Here is a 21,097-nt window from a genome sequence, read left to right as displayed (position 1 = left end):
GGGCCTCTTCGGGGGCGGTGCAACGATTCCACTTGCCCCCGATAGGCGCGACGCGGTCTCAGGAAGGCCGCACCACCTCACCCGTTGCCAAATCGCGAATCAGGCTCGGGTTCTTGCGCCCACCCAGGGCACCACCCAGAACCAGATCCACCTGCCCGCGAAAGTACTGCTCCACACGAATCCGCGTGCGCGCCGCCGGGCGGCCCTGGGGGTTGGCTGAGGTGGAAATCAACGGTCCCACCAGCGCGCACAAGTCCCGTACCAGCGGATGATCGCTCACCCGTAGCGCCACCGTGTCGTGCACACCGGTGACCCATTCCGGCAACAAATCCTGATGCGGCACCAGCCACGTATTCGGTCCGGGCCAGGTGCTGGCCATGCGTTCGATCCAGGTATCCGGGAAGTCTTCGAACAGAAAGTCGAATTGGCGAATATTGTCTGCCACCAGGATCAGGCCCTTGTCCACCGAACGGTTCTTGATCGCCAGCAGCCGATCCACCGCCTCTTCGTTCCATGGATCGCAACCCAGGCCCCAGACCGCTTCGGTTGGATAGGCAATCACCGCGCCTGCGCGAATTTCTCGTGCGGCTTCCAGCACACGCCACCTGTTGACCATTATTTACTCTCCGGACTAAAGCTCTGGGCAGTTTACCGATCTTCTTTACAAAACCTAGTTCCAAAAAGCTGGCCGCTACAAAAGCTGGCCACGCGCAAGCCAGCGCCCGCTTTCGCAGATCACCAGGCCTTCAAGTTCCAACTCCGTGAGGGTCGCCAACACCTGGGCCAACGGCCGCCCACTGACCAGCGCCAGGGCTTCGCTGGTATGGGGCGCCGCGTGCAACAGCGCCACCAACGGATGTATCACAGGCATCGGCGCCGGGCGCGACAATGCCTGCCAACCACGCAAGCCTTCGAGGATGTGTTCAATGGTTTCCACCAGCATCGCACCATCACGGATCAACTGGTGACACCCCTTGGCCCCGGGATGATGGATGGAGCCCGGGATTGCATACACCTCGCGCCCTTGCTCGGCCGCGAGCTTGGCAGTGATCAGCGAGCCGCTGGCCATGCTGGCCTCCACCACCAGCACGCCCAGGGACAGGCCGCTGATGATGCGGTTGCGTCGGGGGAAGTTACCGGCCTGGGGCGCGGCGTCCAGCGGAAACTCGGAAACCACTGCGCTGCCTTGGGCAATCATCGCCGCCGCAAGCCGTCGATGGCGCTGTGGATAAAGATTTTCCAGGCCCGTGCCGAGTACGCCGATTGTATGCCCCCCCACATCCAAAGCGGCTTGATGGGCCGCACCGTCGATACCCAGCGCAAGGCCACTGGTGATGACAAAACCGGCGCTCGCCAGGCTGCGGGAAAATGCAGCGGCCGTGTCCATGCCGGGGCGGGATGCACGGCGGCTGCCGACCATCGCCAGTTGCGGTTTTTCCAGGATCCCGGGGGCGCCGGCGACAAATAAAAGCGGCGGGGCGTCATCTATCTGGGCGAGCAGTGCCGGGTACTCAGGTTGGTCCCACATCAGCAAATGCTGGTCCGGACGTTCCAACCAGGCCAACGCCTGACTGGCACCGTCGCGGATCTCATGGCTACGGCGGGCATCGGCGCTGATGGGTGACAACCCCAAGGAGCGCCACGCGCTGGCCGGGGCACCGATGGCCTTTGAAGCGCTGCCGAACGCTTCGATCAACAACCGAAAACGCTTCGGGCCTACCTCCGGCAGCCTGTGCAGGCGTAGGCGGGCTTCCAGTTCTGAAGGGGAAATTTCATTGCAGTTTTTCGAAAGCATCTGATCATCCTTGACCGGAACAAGCTGTGGATAACTCTGTTGGTAACTTATTTAGGAGGCTATTTATTACGGTCGAGGGGCAGTCTCGAAACGGGGGGATAAGTAGCGATTTCCTCATGGGGTGAATCTCCTTTATTATGTGCGTTCGCGTGAAATGCCAGGGCCTTCGCGGCTTTCGGGCGTTTCACACCGGCCGTATGGGTCCATTCCCACCGCCGATTTGCCTTTACCTCACATGTGCAGCAATTACGCTTATGGCTATTTTGAACATCCTCGAATTCCCCGACTCGCGCCTGCGCACAATCGCCAAGCCGGTGGCCGTAGTGGACGACAAGGTTCGTCAGCTGGTCGATGACATGTTTGAAACAATGTATGAAGCGCCTGGTATCGGCCTCGCCGCCACCCAGGTCAACGTGCATCTGCGCGTCGTGGTCATGGACCTGTCGGAAGATCGCAGCGAACCACGGGTGTACATCAACCCCGAGTTCGAACCGCTGACCGACGAGATGGGCGAATACCAGGAAGGCTGCCTCTCGGTACCGGAGTTCTACGAGAACGTCGAGCGCCCGCTGCGCGTGAAGATCAAGGCCCTCGACCGCGATGGCAAGCCGTTCGAACTGATTGCCGAAGGCCTGCTGGCCGTGTGCATCCAGCACGAATGCGACCACCTCAACGGCAAGCTGTTTGTCGATTACCTGTCCACGCTCAAACGCGACCGGATCAAGAAGAAGCTGGAAAAAAAGCATCGCCAGCAAGCTTGATGCCCTCCTTCCAAAGGCTTGCTGCGGCAAGCCTTTTTCTTTTGTGACTGCTTTTAACCGAGACCTCCCATGACCGAGCCATTGCGCATTGTTTTTGCCGGCACGCCTGAATTTGCCGCCGAACACCTCAAGGCCCTGCTTGCCAGCCCTTATGACATCGTCGCGGTGTACACCCAGCCGGATCGCCCGGCCGGTCGCGGGCAAAAACTGATGCCAAGCCCGGTCAAGCAGTTGGCGCTTGAGCACAACATCCCCGTGCTGCAACCGCCGACCCTGCGCAACGCCGAGGCCCAGGCTGAACTGGCGGCGCTGCAACCGGACTTGCTGGTGGTGGTGGCCTACGGTTTGATCCTGCCCCAGGTCGTGCTGGATATTCCACGCCTGGGCTGTATCAACAGCCACGCCTCACTGCTGCCACGCTGGCGCGGTGCGGCGCCGATCCAACGTGCCGTGGAGGCAGGCGACAGCGAAAGCGGCGTGACGGTGATGCGCATGGAGGCGGGTTTGGACACCGGCCCGATGCTGCTCAAAGTCACCACCCCGATCACGGCCGCAGACACCGGTGGCAGCCTGCACGACCGCCTCGCCGAAATGGGCCCGCCCGCCGTGATCCAGGCCATTGCCGGTCTCGCCGCTGGCACCCTGCAAGGTGAGGTGCAGGACGACAGCCTGGCCACCTACGCCCACAAGCTGAACAAGGACGAAGCCCGCATCGACTGGAGCCGCCCGGCTGTGGAGCTGGAACGCCTGGTGCGTGCCTTCAACCCGTGGCCGATCTGCCACAGCACCCTCAATGGCGAGGCCTTGAAAGTGTTGGCCGCGACCTTGGCCGACAGCAAAGGCACACCCGGTGAAATCATCGGTGCCAGCAAGGAGGGGCTGCTGGTCGCTTGCGGCGAACAGGCGCTGTGCCTGACCCGTCTGCAATTGCCCGGTGGCAAGGCGCTTAGTTTCAGCGATTTGTACAACAGTCGCCGTGAGAAATTTTCCCTGGGCACGATCCTCGGGGTGGCAACCCAATGAACCCACGTCTGGCCGCCGCCAAGGCCCTGGCCGCCGTACTCAACGGCAAGGCTTCGCTGAACAGTTCGCTGCCCACGCAGTTGGACAAGGTCGAAGACCGCGATCGTGGTTTCACCCAGGACCTGGCCTTCGGCACCGCCCGCTGGCAACCACGGTTGTCGGCGCTGGCAGCCAAGCTGCTGCAAAAACCGTTCAAGGCGGCCGATGCTGATGTCGAGGCGCTGCTGCTGGTCGGTCTCTATCAGCTGCTCTACACCCGCGTGCCGGCCCACGCCGCCATCGGTGAAACCGTCGGTTGCGCCGACAAGCTGAAAAAAACCTGGGCCAAGGCCCTGCTCAATGCGGTACTGCGCCGCGCCCAGCGCGAAAGCGAAGCGCTGCTGGCCGAGTTGGAACATGACCCGGTGGTGCGCACCGCTCACCCGCGCTGGCTGCAAAAATCCCTGAAGGCCTTCTGGCCCGAGCAATGGGAAGCCATTTGCGCGGCCAACAACGCGCACCCGCCGATGATCCTGCGGGTCAACCGCCGCCATCACCGCCGTGATGCGTATCTGCACTTGCTGACGAGCGCAGGTATTAACGCTACGCCCTGCGTGTACAGCAGCGACGGCATTGTGCTGGAAGCGGCCACCGACGTGCGCAGCCTGCCGGGCTTCGCCGAAGGCTGGATCAGTGTGCAGGACGAAGCCGCGCAACTGGCCGCCGACCTGCTCGACCTGGCTCCCGGTCAGCGTGTACTGGACGCCTGCTGTGCTCCAGGCGGTAAGACGTGTCACATCCTCGAAGTTGAAAAGGACCTGGCCGGTGTAGTGGCGGTCGATCTGGAAGCCAAGCGTCTGGTGCGTGTACGGGAGAATCTCGCACGCCTGGGCCTCAGCGCCGAGCTGATCGCTGCCGACGGCCGCGACACCGCCACCTGGTGGGACGGCAAACCGTTCCAACGCATCCTGCTTGACGCGCCGTGTTCCGCCACCGGTGTGATCCGCCGTCACCCGGACATCAAGCTCACCCGCCAACCCGACGACATCACCGCCCTGGCGGTGCTGCAAGGCGAACTGCTCGACGCACTGTGGCCGACCCTCGAAGTCGGCGGCATCCTGCTTTACGCCACCTGCTCCACCTTGCCCACCGAAAACACCGAGGTGATCGAAGCCTTTCTCGCCCGCACCAGCGGCGCGCGGGAACTGGACCTCGCCACGGCAGCTGGTATCAAGCAGCCCCATGGCCGCCAGTTACTCGCGCAGGAAGGCGGGCATGATGGTTTCTACTACGCCAAACTGATCAAGATCGCCGCCGCGCGCGGCTGAACGGGTTTAAGGGAGTGACCGGATGAAAATCATCATCCTTGGAGCAGGGCAGGTTGGCGGCACACTGGCCGAACATTTGGCCAGTGAAGCCAATGACATCACCGTGGTCGACACCGATGCCGAGCGCCTGCGCAACCTGGGCGACCGCCTGGATATCCGCACCGTACAAGGCCGGGCGTCGTTTCCCACCGTGCTGCGTCAGGCGGGTGCCGACGACGCCGACATGCTGGTCGCGGTCACCAACAGCGACGAGACCAATATGGTCGCCTGCCAGGTCGCCCACACCCTGTTCCACACCCCGACCAAGATCGCCCGGGTGCGTGAAGCCGCCTACCTGACCCGCGCCGGCCTGTTCGATAACGACGCCATCCCCGTGGACGTTCTGATCAGCCCGGAACAGGTCGTCACCCACTACATCAAGCGCCTGATCGAAATCCCGGGCGCCTTGCAGGTGATCGACTTCGCCGGCGGCAAGGCGCAACTGGTGGCGGTGAAGGCCTACTACGGTGGGCCGCTGGTGGGTCAGCAATTGCGTCAACTGCGTGAACACATGCCGAATGTGGAAACCCGCGTAGCCGCGATTTTCCGACGTGACCGGCCGATCCTGCCCCAGGGCGATACGGTGATCGAGGCCGATGACGAAGTATTCTTCATCGCCGCCAAAGCGAATATTCGTGCCGTCATGAGTGAAATGCGTCGGCTCGATGAGAGCTACAAACGCATCGTCATCGCCGGCGGCGGGCAGATTGGCGAGCGCCTGGCCGAAGCGATCGAGAGTCGCTACCAGGTGAAAATCATCGAGATGAGCCCGGCACGCTGCCGGCATTTGTCCGACACCCTGGACAGCACGGTCGTACTGCAAGGCAGTGCCTCGGACCGCGACCTGCTGATGGAAGAAAACATCGCCGACGCGGATATCTTCCTGGCCCTGACCAACGATGACGAGGCCAACATCATGTCGTCCTTGCTGGCCAAGCGGCTGGGGGCCAAGAAGGTCATGACCATCATCAACAACCCGGCCTATGTCGACCTGATCCAGGGCGGCGATATCGACATCGCCATCAGCCCACAGTTGGCCACCATCGGCACCTTGCTTGCCCACGTGCGTCGTGGCGATATTGTCAGCGTGCACTCCCTGCGCCGGGGGGCGGCGGAGGCCATCGAGGCGATTGCCCACGGTGATTCGAAGTCGAGCAAAGTGATCGGCAAGGCCATCCGCGATATAGGCCTGCCGCCGGGCACCACCATTGGCGCAATCATTCGTGATGAGGAAGTGATCATCGCCCACGACGACACGGTGATCGCCACGGGTGACCACGTGATCCTGTTCCTGGTGGATAAAAAACATATCCGCGATGTGGAGAAGCTGTTCCACGTGGGATTGAGCTTTTTCTGATCAACCGGAGTGACCGACATGCTCGAATCCCTGGAAAAAATGCTCGCCAAGGGTGTGGATAATTCCCTGCTGCGCTTTGGGCTGGGCAAGGGTTATCTGGACCTGAAGGACAATGCCAAGGCGGCGGAGCATTTGCACAAATGCGTCGAGTTCGATCCGAAGTATTCGGCGGCGTGGAAGTTGTTGGGCAAGGCGCAGCTGGGGCAGGGTGATAACGCCGCGGCGCGACAGGCGTGGGAGAAGGGCATCGAAGCGGCCCAGGCCCATGGCGACAAGCAGGCCGAGAAAGAAATGACGGTGTTCCTGAAGAAACTCGACCGCCAAAGCTAAGCAGATCGAAAATGTGGGAGGGGGCTTGCTCCCGATAGCAGTGTGTCAGCCAATGCATAGTTGACTGAACCACCGCTATCGGGAGCAAGCCCCCTCCCACATTTAGTCAGCAGTGGGTCAGTACCACCGCTCTTCACCCGGCGGGCGTTTCTTGAAGCGCTTCATGCTCCACATGTACTGGCTCGGGTAGGCGCCGACATAACGCTCCACCACTTTGCTCATCGCCGCGCAGGAGGTGGCGGTGTCGGTGCTGTACATGTCTTCCGGCGCCGCTTCCAGGATCACTTTGTAGCCCGAACCGTCCGGCAGCCGCAGCGCATGCAGGAACACCCCCACGGCCTTGTGGCCGGCGAGCATGTTCGGCACGAACTTGCTGGTGAGCGCCTGGGTGGCGAAGAACGGCACGAAGATCCCTGCGGACTCGGCCGGCTCCGGGTCGGCCGGAATACCCACCTGGCCGCCCTTGCGCACTTCCTTGATCACACTGAGGATGCCTTCCTTGGTGGACGCCGCCACGCGGTTACCCAGTTGTACGCGCTGCTTGCGCAGCAACTCGTCCACTGCCTTGAGCTTGGGCGGGCGGTAAAAAATGATCGGTTTGCACTGGCTGCAATAGAAGTGGTTCAACACCTCCCAGTTGCCCAGGTGGCTGGTGATGCCGACCACACCTTTGCCCGAGGCCAGGGCTTCGTGCAGCACCTCAAGGCCTTCGACTTCACGCACCAGGTCGATGGAGCGCTGGGCCGGCCAGATCCAGGCGCAGGCGCTTTCGGTCAGGGACTTGCCGATGTCCTTCAGGCTCTGGCCAACCAGGCGCTCGCGCGCGGCGGGGTCCATGTCCGGGAAGCATTTAGAGAGGTTGATCCGCACCGTGTCACGGGAGCGGTTAGGGGTTTTCCACATGATCCAGCCGATGGCCGTGCCGACCGCTTGAACCGCGCGCCAGGGCAATAGGGCAAACAACCGAAGAGCGCCTACCAGCAAGGCGCCTTTAAACTTTTCCACAGGTCACTCCTGATCGTGTGTGGTGCGCAAAGCCGCCATTCTAACCGGCGTTGGCCAAGTCCGCGTAACGGTCGCAGTCCTGGGTGTGGTCCATGACCATGCCCGAGGCCTGCATGAACGCGTAACAGATGGTCGGGCCGACAAAGGTGAAGCCGGCTTTCTTGAGTGCTTTGCTCATGGCTTCAGCCTCCGGCGTAATCGCAGGCACTTCGCTGCGGTCCTTGAAATGGTTGACCTTGGGCACGCCGCCGACAAACGACCAGAGCCACCCCACCGGATCTTCAAGCGCCAGCCAGGCTGCGGCGTTGCGCCGGGTGGCGTTGAGCTTGAGGCGGTTACGCACAATGCCAGGGTCAAGCATCAGCGCTTCGATCTCGGCATCGGTCAGCTGTGCCAGACGCCGGGCATCAAAACCAAACAAGACCTTTCGATAATGCTCGCGTTTGCGTAAAACGGTGATCCAGGACAGGCCCGCCTGGAACCCTTCGAGCAAAAGCAACTCGAACAAACCCTGCGCATCGCGCAGCGGCGTTCCCCACTCCTGATCGTGATAAGCCATGTACAGCGGATCTTCAGAACACCAAAAGCAGCGTGGCATAAGGCTCCAGGGGATGGTGGCGCGGCCGAATCGGGTATACTCCCGCTCTTTAAATCGCAGCCCAAGTAACAGGTGAATTTCGTGAGCCAGCCTACGCCAGCCGTGCGTACCTTCCAAGACTTGATCCTCGCCCTCCAGCAATACTGGGCCGAGCAAGGTTGTGTGGTACTTCAGCCCTACGATATGGAAGTAGGCGCCGGCACTTTCCACACCGCTACATTCCTGCGGGCCATCGGCCCGGAAACCTGGAACGCCGCTTATGTGCAGCCCAGTCGTCGCCCGACTGACGGCCGCTACGGCGAAAACCCGAACCGTCTGCAGCACTACTATCAGTTCCAGGTAGTCCTGAAGCCGAACCCGGACAACTTCCAGGAACTGTACCTGGGCTCGCTCAAGCACGTGGGCCTCGACCCGCTGGTGCACGACATCCGTTTCGTCGAAGACAACTGGGAGTCGCCCACCCTCGGCGCCTGGGGCCTGGGCTGGGAAGTCTGGCTCAATGGCATGGAAGTCACCCAGTTCACCTACTTCCAACAGGCCGGTGGCATCGAGTGCTACCCGGTGACCGGCGAGATCACCTACGGCCTCGAGCGCCTGGCCATGTACCTGCAGGGCGTGGATTCGGTCTACGACCTGGTGTGGGCTGACGGCCCGTTCGGCAAAGTGACCTATGGCGATGTGTTCCACCAGAACGAAGTGGAGCAATCGACCTACAACTTCGAACACGCCAACGTCGACAAGCTGTTCGAACTGTTCGACTTCTATGAAAGCGAAGCCAAGCGCCTGATCGAACTCGACCAGCCGCTGCCGTTGCCGAGCTATGAAATGGTGTTGAAGGCCTCCCATACCTTCAACCTGCTGGACGCCCGCCGTGCCATCTCGGTAACCGCGCGCCAGCAATACATCCTGCGTGTACGCACCCTGGCGCGTTCCGTCGCCCAAGCCTACCTGCTGGCTCGCGCCAAGCTGGGCTTCCCGATGGCCACCCCGGACCTGCGTGATGAAGTGTTGGCTAAGCTGGAGGCTGCACAATGAGTGCTCAAGATTTCCTGGTTGAACTGGGCACCGAAGAGCTGCCACCCAAGGCACTCAATACCCTGGCCGATGCGTTCCTGGCCGGTATCGAAAAAGGCCTGCAGAGCGCCGGCCTGAAGTTTGAAGCGAAGAAAGTCTACGCCGCGCCGCGCCGCCTGGCCGTGTTGCTGACCGCGCTGGAAACCCAGCAGCCGGACCGCAGCATCAACCTCGACGGCCCGCCACGCCAGGCGGCTTTCGACGCCGAAGGCAACCCGACCCAAGCCGCACTGGGCTTCGCCAAGAAGTGCGGTGTGGAGCTGAGCGAGATCGACCAGAGCGGTCCGAAACTGCGTTTCAGCCAGGTCATCACAGGCAAGCCCACCGCCAGCCTGTTGCCGACCATCGTCGAAGACTCCCTGAACGACCTGCCGATTCCCAAGCGCATGCGCTGGGGCGCGCGCAAGGAAGAGTTCGTACGCCCGACCCAGTGGCTGGTAATGCTGCTCGGTGACCAGGTCATCGATTGCACCCTCCTCGCCCAGAAAGCTGGCCGTGATTCCCGTGGCCATCGCTTCCACCATCCACAAGCGGTGCGCATCACTTCGCCGGCTAACTATGCCGCCGATCTGCGTGCTGCCTACGTGCTGGCCGATGCCAACGAGCGTCGCGAGCTGATCAGCAAGCGCACCGAAGAACTCGCCCGCCTGCAGGAAGGCACCGCCATCGTGCCGCCAAGCCTGCTCGACGAAGTGACCGCGCTGGTTGAATGGCCGGTGCCGCTGGTGTGCTCGTTCGAAGAACGTTTCCTCGATGTGCCGCAGGAAGCGCTGATCACCACCATGCAGGACAACCAGAAGTATTTCTGCCTGCTGGACGTAGACGGCAAGTTGCTGCCGCGCTTTATCACCGTGGCCAACATCGAAAGCAAGGACCCGCAGCAGATCATCGCCGGTAACGAGAAAGTCGTGCGTCCGCGCCTGACTGACGCCGAGTTCTTCTTCAAGCAAGACAAGAAGCAGAAACTCGAAGACTTCAACCTGCGCCTGCAGAACGTGGTATTCCAGGAAAAACTCGGCAGCGTCTACGACAAGGCCGTGCGCGTTTCCAAGCTGGCGGCCTACATTGCCCCACGCATCGGCGGTGATGCCGCCTGGGCTGCGCGTGCAGGCTTGCTGTCCAAGTGCGACCTGGCCACCGAAATGGTCGGCGAGTTCCCGGAGATGCAGGGCGTTGCCGGTTACTACTACGCCCTCAACGATGGCGAGGCGGACGATGTCGCGCTGGCGCTGAACGAGCAGTACATGCCGCGTGGCGCCGGCGCCGAGCTGCCGACCACCCTGACCGGTGCGGCCGTGGCCATCGCCGACAAGCTGGATACCCTCGTCGGTATCTTCGGTATCGGCATGCTGCCTACCGGTAGCAAAGACCCGTATGCCCTGCGTCGCGCGGCCCTCGGCGTGCTGCGTATCCTGATCGACAAGAAGCTCGACCTCGACCTGACCCAGGCCGTGGTGTTCGCGGTCGGCCAGTTCGGTGGCAAGGTCAAGCAAGCCGGCCTGGCCGAGCAAGTGCTGGAGTTCGTGTTCGACCGCCTGCGTGCGCGTTATGAAGACGAAGGCGTGGACGTTTCCGTCTACCTGTCGGTACGTGCCCTGCAACCGGGTTCGGCACTGGACTTCGATCAGCGCGTACAAGCCGTACAGGCGTTCCGTAAGCTGCCGGAAGCCGACGCCCTGGCCGCTGTGAACAAGCGAGTGTCGAACCTGCTGGGCAAGGCCGAAGGCCTGGGCAACGCCGATGTCGACCCAGGCCTGTTTGCCGACGCCAAGGAGTTCTCGCTGAACTCAGCCATTGCCAAGGCAGAGAACGCGGTGAAGCCGCTGATCGCCGAACGCAATTACGCCGAAGCCCTGGCACGCCTGGCGACCTTGCGTGAGCCGGTGGATGCGTTCTTCGAAGCGGTGATGATCAATGCCGAAGATGCCGGCGTGCGGAAAAACCGCTACGCCATGCTGGCGCGTCTGCGTGGCCTGTTCGTCAACATCGCTGACATTTCGACGCTGAGCTGACCATGTTGAAACTGCTGATTCTCGATCGGGACGGGGTGATCAACTACGACTCCGACGCTTACATCAAGTCGGTGGCGGAATGGATTCCACTGCCCGGTTCGATCGAGGCCATCGCGCAGTTGAGCAAAGCCGGCTGGACGGTGGCCATCGCCACCAACCAGTCCGGCATCGCCCGCGGCTATTACGACATCGCCACCCTGGACGCCATGCACGCGCGCTTGCGCACCCTGGTGGCGGAGCAGGGCGGGGAAGTGGGGCTGGTGGTGTACTGCCCTCACGGGCCGGATGAGGGATGCGATTGCCGCAAACCCAAGCCTGGCATGTTGAAAATCATTGCAGAACATTACAAGGTGCCCTTGGCTGGGATATGGTTCGTCGGGGACAGCCTCGGTGACCTGGAGGCGGCCAAAGCCGTCGACTCTCAGCCAGTTTTGGTAAAGACCGGGAAAGGCGAAAAGACCCAGGCGAAAAACCTGCCGGTAGGCACCTTGATTTTTGACGATCTGGCGGCGGTTGCCGCAGAACTTATCAACAACTAGCCGCCCTCGACTTCCTGGCCAAGGACTGTTCGGGAGTGCGCTTTTAACAGGCGGGCCATGTCCCGCAACGGTAAATGCCGCCATGTCGATTTTGCAGGCCATCAGAACCTTTTTCTTTTACCTGCTGCTGGGCACCAGTTCGTTTCTCTGGTGCACCCTGAGCTTTTTTATTGCGCCGTTCCTGCCGTTCAAGGCGCGCTATCGCTTTATCAACGTCTATTGGTGCCGCTGCGCGTTGTGGCTGACCAAGGTGTTCCTGAACATTCGCTTCGAGATCAAGGGCGCTGAAAACGTACCGGACCAGCCGTGTGTGATTCTGTCGAACCACCAGAGCACCTGGGAGACCTTCTTCCTCTCGGCTTACTTCTCGCCATTGAGCCAGGTGCTCAAGCGCGAGCTGTTGTACGTGCCGTTCTTCGGCTGGGCCATGGCCATGTTGCGCCCGATCGCCATCGACCGTGACAACCCCAAGGCGGCGCTCAAGCACGTCGCCAAGAAGGGCGATGAACTGCTCAAGGATGGCGTGTGGGTGCTGATCTTCCCGGAAGGTACGCGGGTACCCTTTGGGACAGTAGGCAAGTTCTCTCGCGGCGGTACCGCATTGGCAGTCAACGCCAACCTGCCGGTGCTGCCGATTGCGCATAACGCTGGCAAGTTCTGGCCGAAGGCGGGCTGGGCAAAACGCGCGGGCACCATCACTGTGGTGATAGGCGAGCCAATGTACGCAGAAGGGGAAGGCCCACGCGCCATTGCCGCGCTGAATGACCGTGCCCAGGCATGGAATGAAGCGCAGCAGCGGGCCATGGGTTCCCTGCCGCCGGAGCCGATTGTGGTGGAGACGCCGGTGGTATGAGCATCTGTGGATAACCTGTGTACGCTTTGTTGGCGAATTGGCTTTTTTTGGTCCTAATAAGTTGATTTAGTTAGATATTTCCAAATCCATCAAAACCGCAAAAAACGTGCATAAGTTTTTTCCGCATTAAAAAACCGGTCCTTGAGACCGGTTTTTTATGCACAGCACAAAGGTACGTTTTAGCCGTCGTCCAGCAAGGGCAGCTGCAGGCTGAAAGAGGTGCCTTTGCCCACGGTGCTTTCACACTCGATACGGCCCCCATGACGCTCCACCACCGCCTTGACCATGCTCAGTCCCAACCCCAGCCCTTCGCTGCCTTGGGCCGAGTCAAAGCGTTTGTACTGGCTGAACAGTTCAGGCAAATCCTCGGCGGCTATCCCTGGGCCCTGGTCGCTGATGCGGCATTCCAGCCAGCCTTGCGCGCTGCTGTGTCGCAGCCGGACAGTGGTACCGGACGGGGAATATTTGATCGCGTTCTCCAGCACATTGAACAATGCGCGGGTGAGCAGCGATTGATCGGCTGACACCATCCCTTCGTCGGCCTCGTCCAGATCGTGGACCAGGTGAATCCCCTTGAGCTGGGCGATCACGGCCACTTGATCAAACGCATCCATTACCAGCATGGCGAACAGCGTAGGCTCGAACTGGTAGCCATCGGCCTCAGCCCTCGCCAGTTGCACAAATGATTCGGTCAGGCTCAAGGCGCGGCGTACTTGTTGCTCTATCTGGGCAAATATCGGCGACTCACTGCCGTGCACATCCAACAGGGCGAGGATCGCCGAGTGGGGTGCACGCAAGTCGTGAGAGAGGAAACGCAGCATGGTTTCCCGATGCTGCTGGGCCTCGCGTTCCTTGCTCAGATCAGTAAGGCTCAACAGCCAGCCAAGCGCGACATCCCCTTCGGCCGGCAGCAAGGGGGCAAGTTCCATGCGCAGGCTGCGTTGATGGATATCACGAAACTCAACGAGTTCCAGTGTCGAGAGGGGGGGGCGTACGCCATTGTGCAGCGGTGGATAACCCAGGTCGGCCAGTTGCTCCAGAAGGTTATGGTTGATCAAGTCATTGCCGAACACTTCCCGGGCGATGCGGTTGGCCAACAGGACATTACCCTGGGTGTCTGTGATCAACGTCGCCACCGGCAGGCATTCCAATCCATCGGCCATAAACCGTCGGGTGTCCCGCGTACGACTGACGGCTTGCTCCAAGGCAAAGATACGGCCCTGCAATACGTCACCCTTATTGGCGGGTGCACGGCGGCGCTCGGGCAAGACTTTGGGTTCGTTATCCAGGCGCGTCAATTCCCAGCCGAAGTAGGCCAGGATCACGCTGAGACGCCGCCAGTTCCAGATCAGATAGCTGAGCAGCAAACCGATCAAGCAGGCCGCAGGCGACCACCAGTAGCCCAGGCGCAACAAGGCCGCTGAACCCACCAAGGCCATGCACATGCACCCCAGGGTCATCCACAGCGCATAGCGTGGGCGGTAGAGCAGCAGGCCCAGCAACATCGCCACCAGGGACGTTGCGATCAGTGCGGCCAGCCAGCCGGGCAAGTCCACAATACTTCGATCTTGCAGCAAGCCATTGAGCACATTGGCCTGGATCTCCACACCCGCTGTGGTGCCGGCCATAGGAGAGAGCGGTGTGACAAAGCGATCGCCCATACCCGACGCTGTCGCCCCCACCAGAATCAGACGGCCCCGCAACCGCTCGGGAGGGACCTCACCACGTAATACGCTGACATAAGACACGCTCGGGAAATGGGTGTCGGCAGCAATAAACGGGATACGGACCGCATGCTCCCGGTGCCAATCCTGGGTGATCGACGGCAGAGGTTCCCCGGGCATCTCGGCCGATTGCCCACTCATCGCGAAAGCCAGCCACGCTAACTGAAGCGCCGTGGCACCGGCTGGCCCCTCCCGCATATACAGCCTGCGGACCACGCCATCGCTATCCGCCTCCACATTGATATGCCCGACACCCTTGGCACATTTGAGCAGTGACAGCATTTGTGCCCCAGACTGGCTGTAGCTGGCCGAATCGTCACGAGCCAAGGGCAACAATACGTTGCCGGCGTTGCACACCGCGTCGACCAGGCGCTTGTCATTGACCGGGTTACCGGGCTCGCTGAAGATCACATCAAACAGGATACCGGCCGGCTGCGCCGCGCTCAGGCGATCGATCAGGTCGGCGTGCACACTACGCGGCCAGGGCCACTGGCCGAGTTTCTTCAGGCTAGGGTCATCGATGGTCACCAGCAGGATGCGCGGATCCACCGGCAGGGGCGCCAGACGTCGAAGGCTGTCGTATAGCGGGTTGTTCAAGGCCAGGCCAGGACTCATCGAGAGGTAGGCAGTGATTGGCAACAGCAGCAAACCGATCCATAACCACTCACGTACCAGACCGTGGAACAGGCGCTGGGCATGGGTGGGTTGGCGCTTTTCGGCCTTTCCCCAGAGCGTCATGGATCAACGCGCCTGAGTTGTTGGCGTGCGATAGAAGATGGCATAGACCCCCGATTCCTCCTCAGGCGTTGCACGGCTTAAGCCGACACACGTACGTGATAGAACGACGCGTTGAGCCTAGTGAAGCTCATTTTCGACGCGGTGGAAAAAAATTCCTGCTGGATGTTCATAACGGCGGGAACTCCAAAGGGCATCCACTATCGGGGCGCAGGAGTTTACGACAGCGCACGCGTCGGCTGATCCTTTTCCTTAACGCCTGGAGCCGGTATCTTTCCCACATAGGTATGGAGAGCTTTCAATGGCGTATTCGCTTATTGATCCCAGCGTACCGAGAGATCCAAGGGGTCGACGAACCTGAGCACAATTCTTCAGATTCATTGACCGGCATCTGCGCAGTACGTGCCCTTCAATACGACTGCCGTACTCTTCGAGAAGAAAGGACCCACCCATGCGTGTCGCAATACTGGATGACGAACCCGCTGAATTGCGACGGGTGGAACAGACACTGCGACAAATCCCCAGCACCGCCGAACAACCCTGGGCACTGCATTGCTTCGAGCGCGGCGAAGACCTGCTGCGTCAGTTGCGTCGGGAGACCTTCGACCTGCTGATACTCGACTGGCAACTGCCCGACATCACCGGTATTGCCTTACTGCGCTGGACCCGTGAACACATGGAGTCGCCACCGGCAGTCATCATGCTCACCAGCCGTGATGCCGAAAGCGATATCGTCAGCGCATTGAACAGCGGGGCCGACGACTACGTCAGCAAACCCTTTCGTCCTAACGAACTGAAGGCACGAGTGACAGCCGTTCTACGTCGGCATGGCCTGCAGAGATCGGCAACCCCTGAAGTGCAGAGTTTCAACGACCTGACCTTCGACGATGCAGAGTTGACCGTCACACGCGCAGGCAAACCGATCAACCTTACCGAGCGCGAATACCGCCTGGCGAGCTGCTTGTTCGCCAATCTGGCTCGGCCGCTGTCGCGTGAGTATCTTTATGAGCGGTTCTGGACCCATGAAGAAATGGTGTCCTCGCGGCCGCTGGATACGCATATCTATCGGCTACGCAACAAGCTCGGGCTTACCGCTGATAGAGGTTGGCAGTTGTTGACGATCTATGGGTATGGGTATCGATTGGAGAGTGTGGCGGCGGCTTCTTCTCATGGATAAAAAACACGATGTTCCACGTGGAGCATTTTGCGGAAGATGATTTCCACGCAATAAAAAAGGCCAACGTTATGCGTTGGCCTTTTTTATTTTGCGCGTCGTACCTGGATCAGAAATCCAGGTTAGACACTGCCAGGGCATTGCTCTCGATGAAGTCACGGCGAGGTTCGACCGCATCACCCATCAGGGTGTTGAAGATCTGGTCTGCGCCAATGGCGTCCTCGATGGTTACGCGCAGCATACGGCGCTGGGCTGGGTCCATGGTGGTTTCCCACAGTTGATCCGGGTTCATTTCGCCCAGACCTTTGTATCGTTGGATCGTATGGCGCTTGGTGCTTTCCGCCATCAACCAGTCCAGGGCTTCCTTGAACTCCTTGACCGCTTTCTTACGCTCGCCACGCTGAATATAAGCACCATCGTCCAGCAGGGTGCTCAGTTGCGCGCCGAGGGTCACAACGGTCTTGTAGTCGTTGCTGCCGAAGAAGTCGCGGTTGAAGGTGACGTAGTTCGACAGGCCGTGGGAGATCAATTCGACCTCTGGCAGCCAGACGTTACGTTCACGGTCTTCACGCAGGCTGGCTTTGTACACCAGGCCGGATTTTTCGACAGTGCGTAGGCGCACTTCGTACTGGGCCAGCCATTCCTGCATGTGTGCGTGGTCGCCCAACTGCTCCAGGCTTACGGACGGCAGGTAGATGAAGTGCTCGGTTAATTCCTGTGGGTACAGGCGCGACAGGCGCTTGAGTGTCTTCATCACCATACGGAAGTCGTTAACCAGACGCTCCAGCGACTCACCGGAGATCCCCGGGGCTTCGTCGTTCAAGTGCAGGCTGGCATCTTCCAGGGCCGACTGCGTCATGTACTCTTCCATGGCGTCGTCGTCTTTGATGTACTGTTCTTGCTTGCCTTTCTTCACTTTGTACAACGGCGGCTGGGCGATGTAGATGTAGCCACGCTCGATCAGCTCCGGCAACTGACGGAAGAAGAATGTCAGCAGCAGGGTACGGATGTGCGAACCGTCGACGTCAGCATCGGTCATGATGATGATGTTGTGATAGCGCAGCTTGTCGATGTTGTACTCGTCTCGGCCAATACCGCAGCCCAGTGCCGTGATCAAGGTGCCGACTTCCTGGGAGGAAATCATCTTGTCGAAACGAGCCTTCTCCACGTTGAGGATCTTACCCTTCAATGGCAGGATGGCCTGGGTGCGACGGTTACGACCCTGCTTGGCGGAACCGCCAGCAGAGTCACCTTCCACCAGGTACAGTTCGGAGAGGGCAGGGTCCTTCTCCTGGCAGTCAGCCAGTTTGCCTGGCAAGCCGGCAATATCCAGCGCACCTTTACGGCGGGTCATCTCACGGGCTTTACGCGCCGCTTCACGGGCACGCGCGGCATCGATCATCTTGCCGACAACCAGCTTGGCTTCGTTCGGGTTTTCCAGCAGGAAGTCGGAGAAGTACTTACCCATCTCTTGTTCAACCGCAGTTTTCACTTCGGAAGACACCAGCTTGTCTTTGGTCTGGGAGCTGAACTTAGGGTCCGGCACTTTCACCGAGATGATTGCGGTCAGGCCTTCACGGGCATCGTCACCGGTGGTGGCGACCTTATGCTTCTTCGCCAGGCCTTCGGCTTCGATATAGGTGTTCAGGTTACGTGTCAGCGCCGAACGGAAACCCACCAAGTGAGTACCACCGTCACGCTGTGGAATGTTGTTGGTGAAGCACAACAGGTTCTCGTTGAAGCTGTCGTTCCATTGCAGGGCGATTTCAACGCCGATGCCGTCTTCACGCTGGATGTTGAAGTGGAACACCTGGTTGACCGCAGTCTTGTTGGTGTTCAGGTATTCAACGAACGCACGCAAGCCGCCTTCGTATTTGAACAGCTCTTCCTTGCCGCTGCGCTCATCCTTGAGGACGATGCCGACACCGGAGTTGAGGAAGGACAATTCACGAATCCGCTTGGCCAGGATGTCCCAGCTGAAGTGGATGTTCTTGAAGGTATCAGCCGATGGCTTGAAATGGATCTGGGTACCGGTGCTTTCACTGTCACCAACGATTTTCATCGGCTCCTGTGGCACACCGTGGACGTAGGTCTGCTCCCAGATCTTGCCACTGCGGCGAACGGTCAGGATCAGCTCTTCGGAAAGAGCGTTCACCACCGACACACCCACACCGTGCAGACCACCGGAGACTTTATAGGAGTTGTCGTCGAACTTACCGCCGGCGTGGAGCACGGTCATGATGACCTCTGCCGCCGAAACACCTTCTTCTTTGTGCACATCTACCGGGATGCCGCGACCGTTGTCGCGCACAGTAATGGATTCGTCCGGATGGATGATGATGCTGATGTCGTCGCAGTGACCGGCCAAAGCTTCGTCGATGGAGTTGTCGACCACCTCGAACACCATGTGGTGCAGACCGCTACCGTCATCAGTGTCGCCAATGTACATACCGGGACGTTTGCGTACGGCATCCAAACCTTTCAGCACTTTAATGCTGGTCGAGTCGTACGTGTTTTCTTCGCTCATGCCTTCACTCCCGATGGTCGTGGGTCTGGGTGATACGGCCTTGTTCCACGTGGAACAAAGCGACTGGCGTTTCCGTCTGCCAGCCTTCCCTCAATAATTCGTGGTCTACACAGGTGATAAACACCTGGCAGCGTAAGTCTTCCAACAAGCGGCATAACGCACGGCGGTGTTGCTCGTCGAGTTCAGACGGCAAGTCATCCACCAGATAAATACACTGACCACGTCGGGCTTGGCTAACCAGATGCCCCTGGGCGATCCGCAGTGCACACACCACCAACTTCTGCTGGCCGCGGGACAAGATATCCGCAGCATTATGTGCGCCTAATCTAAGACGCAAATCTGCCCGTTGGGGTCCGGCCTGGGTATGGCCAATTTGCTGATCCCGCTGCAGGGACGTCGCGAGCACTGCACTCAGCTCACGGTCTTTGTCCCAGCCACGGTAGTAACTCAGCGTCAGCCCCTCGAGATCCAACAACTCACTCAAGGTCTGCTCAAAGACTGGTTTCAAGGCTTTGATATAGGCGCGGCGGTATTCATCTATTTCATCGCTGGCCAGGCACAGTTCCCGGTCCCAGGCCGCTTGCGAAGCGGCGTCAAGTGTACCATGCCGCAGCCATGAGTTCCGCTGCCGCAGGGCCTTCTGCAGGCGCTGCCAAGTGGCCATGAATCGCGGTTCCACGTGGAACACTCCCCAGTCGAGAAACTGCCTGCGGATCTTTGGCGCGCCTTCCAACAAGCGGAAGCTGTCAGGATTGATCAGTTGCAACGGCAGGATCTCTGCCAGTTGCGCAGCACTGCGAGCGTTTTGCCCGTCGATGCGAATCTGGAACTCACCGCCGCGATCACGAGAAATCCCCAGGCTGCTGTGCCCACCTTCTGCCAGTTCGACTTGGCCAAATACCGTGCAGGCCAGTTGTTCGTACTGAATCACCGGCAACAAGCGGGCACTGCGAAAGGAACGGGCAAGCCCTAGCAAGTGGATGGCTTCCAGCACGCTGGTTTTGCCACTGCCGTTGGCGCCGTGGAGGATATTGATGCGGGGGGAGGGGGAGAAGGTCACCGGGTGCAAATTGCGCACCGCGGTGACCGAGACGCGACTAAGGGACATCTAGCTTCTGCTGGGCATGATTACAGGCGCATCGGCATAACGACGTAAGCCGAGTCGTCATTATCGGATTCCTGCACCAGGGCGCTGCTGTTGGAGTCGGACAGGATGAGGCGAACCTGTTCGGTGGTCATCACACCCAGCACGTCCAGCAAGTAGCTCACGTTGAAGCCGATTTCCAAAGTGCCGCCGTTGTAATCGACGCCCACTTCCTCTTCCGCTTCTTCCTGCTCCGGGTTATTGGCCTGGATTTTCAACTGACCGTTGGCCAGTTGCAGACGAATGCCCCGGTACTTCTCGTTGGACAGGATCGCAGTACGGCTGAACGCTTCACGCAGGGCCTGGCGATCACCGATCACCAGCTTGTCCCCGCCTTTAGGCAGAACGCGCTCGTAATCCGGGAACTTGCCGTCGACCAGCTTGGAGGTGAAGGTGAACTCGCCGGTGGTCGCGCGGATATGGTGCTGACCCAGCACGATGCTGACATTGCCATCCGGCTCGGTGAGCAGGCGCGCCAGTTCGAGAATACCCTTACGCGGCACGATCACCTGGTGACGGTCAGGTTGACCGATATCGGCGCGCATCGAGCACATCGCCAGACGGTGACCGTCAGTGGCCACGGCGCGAATGATGCCTTCCGACACCTCCAGCAGCATGCCGTTGAGGTAGTAACGTACGTCCTGCTGGGCCATGGCGAAGCTGGTGCGCTCAATCAGACGGCGCAGTTTGCTTTGCTCCAGGCTGCAGGTCAGTGAGCCGGGGCCTTCTTCCACAGTCGGGAAATCATTGGCCGGCAAAGTAGACAGCGTGAAACGACTGCGACCCGCCTTGACCACCAACTTCTGCTCATCAACCTTGATGTCGATCAGCGCGTCGTTCGGCAGGCTTTTGCAGATGTCCATCAGCTTGCGCGCGGGTACTGTAATCTCGCCAGGTTCAGCGGGTTCTTCCAGTTGCACGCGACCGACCAGCTCGACTTCCAGGTCGGTACCGGTCAGGGACAATTGCTGGCCTTCGACCACCAGCAATACGTTGGAGAGCACCGGCAAGGTCTGTCGGCGCTCGACGACGCCTGCGACCAGTTGCAGGGGTTTCAACAGGGCTTCGCGTTGAATGGTGAAATGCATGGTCTAGTCCCT

The 21,097-nt window shown here is 60.1% G+C and carries 18 protein-coding genes; 10 read left to right on the top strand and 8 right to left on the bottom strand.

Annotation, left to right across the window (positions count from 1 at the left end):
- Window positions 1-58: 58 nt before the first annotated feature.
- On the bottom strand, window positions 59-616 hold the full coding sequence (locus tag BFP99_RS00475; RefSeq protein WP_027608149.1) for an L-threonylcarbamoyladenylate synthase: 558 nt from the start codon (window positions 614-616) through the stop codon (window positions 59-61).
- Between the two features lie 75 nt (window positions 617-691).
- Window positions 692-1,795, bottom strand: a complete 1,104-nt coding sequence (dprA, locus tag BFP99_RS00470) for a DNA-processing protein DprA (protein ID WP_065946451.1) — start codon at window positions 1,793-1,795, stop codon at window positions 692-694.
- A 254-nt stretch (window positions 1,796-2,049) separates the two neighbouring features.
- Here dprA and def point away from each other — a divergent pair, with 254 nt between their 5' ends.
- The 5 genes from def to BFP99_RS00445 all read left to right on the top strand — a co-directional run bounded on the left by def (window position 2,050) and on the right by BFP99_RS00445 (window position 6,612).
- Window positions 2,050-2,556, top strand: coding sequence for a peptide deformylase (gene def, locus BFP99_RS00465; protein ID WP_005783383.1), 507 nt, complete (start codon window positions 2,050-2,052; stop codon window positions 2,554-2,556).
- 69 nt (window positions 2,557-2,625) lie between these two features.
- Window positions 2,626-3,579 carry a methionyl-tRNA formyltransferase gene (gene fmt / locus BFP99_RS00460; RefSeq protein WP_065946450.1) on the top strand — a complete coding sequence of 318 codons (954 nt, stop codon included), beginning with the start codon at window positions 2,626-2,628 and terminating at the stop codon, window positions 3,577-3,579.
- Window positions 3,576-4,886, top strand: a complete 1,311-nt coding sequence (gene rsmB, locus BFP99_RS00455) for a 16S rRNA (cytosine(967)-C(5))-methyltransferase RsmB (protein ID WP_065946449.1) — start codon at window positions 3,576-3,578, stop codon at window positions 4,884-4,886. Before fmt ends, rsmB begins: the two co-directional genes overlap by 4 nt.
- 22 nt (window positions 4,887-4,908) lie before the next feature.
- On the top strand, window positions 4,909-6,282 hold the full coding sequence (trkA, locus tag BFP99_RS00450; protein WP_027608153.1) for a Trk system potassium transporter TrkA: 1,374 nt from the start codon (window positions 4,909-4,911) through the stop codon (window positions 6,280-6,282).
- 18 nt (window positions 6,283-6,300) lie between these two features.
- Window positions 6,301-6,612, top strand: coding sequence for a tetratricopeptide repeat protein (locus BFP99_RS00445; RefSeq protein WP_065926817.1), 312 nt, complete (start codon window positions 6,301-6,303; stop codon window positions 6,610-6,612).
- A 117-nt stretch (window positions 6,613-6,729) separates the two neighbouring features.
- Here the strand turns inward: BFP99_RS00445 and BFP99_RS00440 are convergent, their stop codons facing one another.
- Entirely contained in the window at window positions 6,730-7,617 is an 888-nt protein-coding gene (locus BFP99_RS00440; protein ID WP_012721461.1) for a lysophospholipid acyltransferase, read from the bottom strand.
- A 40-nt stretch (window positions 7,618-7,657) separates the two neighbouring features.
- A complete protein-coding gene (locus BFP99_RS00435; RefSeq protein ID WP_065926816.1) occupies window positions 7,658-8,215 on the bottom strand; it encodes a DNA-3-methyladenine glycosylase I in 558 nt (185 codons plus the stop codon).
- Between the two features lie 81 nt (window positions 8,216-8,296).
- Between BFP99_RS00435 and glyQ the strand changes: the two genes are divergently transcribed.
- The 4 genes from glyQ (at window position 8,297) to BFP99_RS00415 (ending at window position 12,693) form a co-directional block, all read left to right on the top strand.
- On the top strand, window positions 8,297-9,250 hold the full coding sequence (gene glyQ, locus BFP99_RS00430; protein ID WP_003187265.1) for a glycine--tRNA ligase subunit alpha: 954 nt from the start codon (window positions 8,297-8,299) through the stop codon (window positions 9,248-9,250).
- Entirely contained in the window at window positions 9,247-11,301 is a 2,055-nt protein-coding gene (gene glyS / locus BFP99_RS00425; protein WP_065926815.1) for a glycine--tRNA ligase subunit beta, read from the top strand. Before glyQ ends, glyS begins: the two co-directional genes overlap by 4 nt.
- A 2-nt stretch (window positions 11,302-11,303) precedes the next feature.
- The gene (gmhB, locus tag BFP99_RS00420; RefSeq protein ID WP_162494271.1) at window positions 11,304-11,840 is read left to right on the top strand and encodes a D-glycero-beta-D-manno-heptose 1,7-bisphosphate 7-phosphatase; all 537 of its coding nucleotides are present in this window, start codon (window positions 11,304-11,306) and stop codon (window positions 11,838-11,840) included.
- Window positions 11,841-11,922: 82 nt separating this feature from the next.
- The gene (locus tag BFP99_RS00415; protein WP_065926814.1) at window positions 11,923-12,693 is read left to right on the top strand and encodes a lysophospholipid acyltransferase family protein; all 771 of its coding nucleotides are present in this window, start codon (window positions 11,923-11,925) and stop codon (window positions 12,691-12,693) included.
- 179 nt (window positions 12,694-12,872) lie between these two features.
- On the opposite strand, the gene BFP99_RS00410 is transcribed toward BFP99_RS00415, so the two are convergent.
- Complete coding sequence (locus BFP99_RS00410; RefSeq protein WP_065926813.1) at window positions 12,873-15,155, bottom strand: CHASE2 domain-containing protein; 2,283 nt, start codon at window positions 15,153-15,155, stop codon at window positions 12,873-12,875.
- 448 nt (window positions 15,156-15,603) lie between these two features.
- On the opposite strand from BFP99_RS00410, the gene BFP99_RS00405 reads away from it, so the two are divergent.
- Entirely contained in the window at window positions 15,604-16,329 is a 726-nt protein-coding gene (locus tag BFP99_RS00405; protein ID WP_065926812.1) for a response regulator transcription factor, read from the top strand.
- A 106-nt stretch (window positions 16,330-16,435) separates the two neighbouring features.
- Here BFP99_RS00405 and gyrB read toward each other — a convergent pair whose 3' ends face one another.
- The 3 genes from gyrB to dnaN are packed head-to-tail and all read right to left on the bottom strand — an operon-like array spanning window position 16,436 to window position 21,085.
- Window positions 16,436-18,853 carry a DNA topoisomerase (ATP-hydrolyzing) subunit B gene (gene gyrB / locus BFP99_RS00400; protein WP_065946448.1) on the bottom strand — a complete coding sequence of 806 codons (2,418 nt, stop codon included), beginning with the start codon at window positions 18,851-18,853 and terminating at the stop codon, window positions 16,436-16,438.
- 4 nt (window positions 18,854-18,857) lie between these two features.
- Window positions 18,858-19,961, bottom strand: a complete 1,104-nt coding sequence (gene recF, locus BFP99_RS00395; RefSeq protein ID WP_027608164.1) for a DNA replication/repair protein RecF — start codon at window positions 19,959-19,961, stop codon at window positions 18,858-18,860.
- A 20-nt stretch (window positions 19,962-19,981) separates the two neighbouring features.
- A complete protein-coding gene (dnaN, locus tag BFP99_RS00390; RefSeq protein WP_065926810.1) occupies window positions 19,982-21,085 on the bottom strand; it encodes a DNA polymerase III subunit beta in 1,104 nt (367 codons plus the stop codon).
- Between the last annotated feature and the right edge of the window lie 12 nt (window positions 21,086-21,097).

It is taken from the genome of Pseudomonas sp. 1 R 17 (genome assembly GCF_900067035.1).
GTDB classification, from domain to species: Bacteria; Pseudomonadota; Gammaproteobacteria; order Pseudomonadales; family Pseudomonadaceae; genus Aquipseudomonas; species Aquipseudomonas marginalis.
Note: the sequence above shows the minus strand (reverse complement) of the source record. Positions and strands in the feature narration are given on the sequence as shown.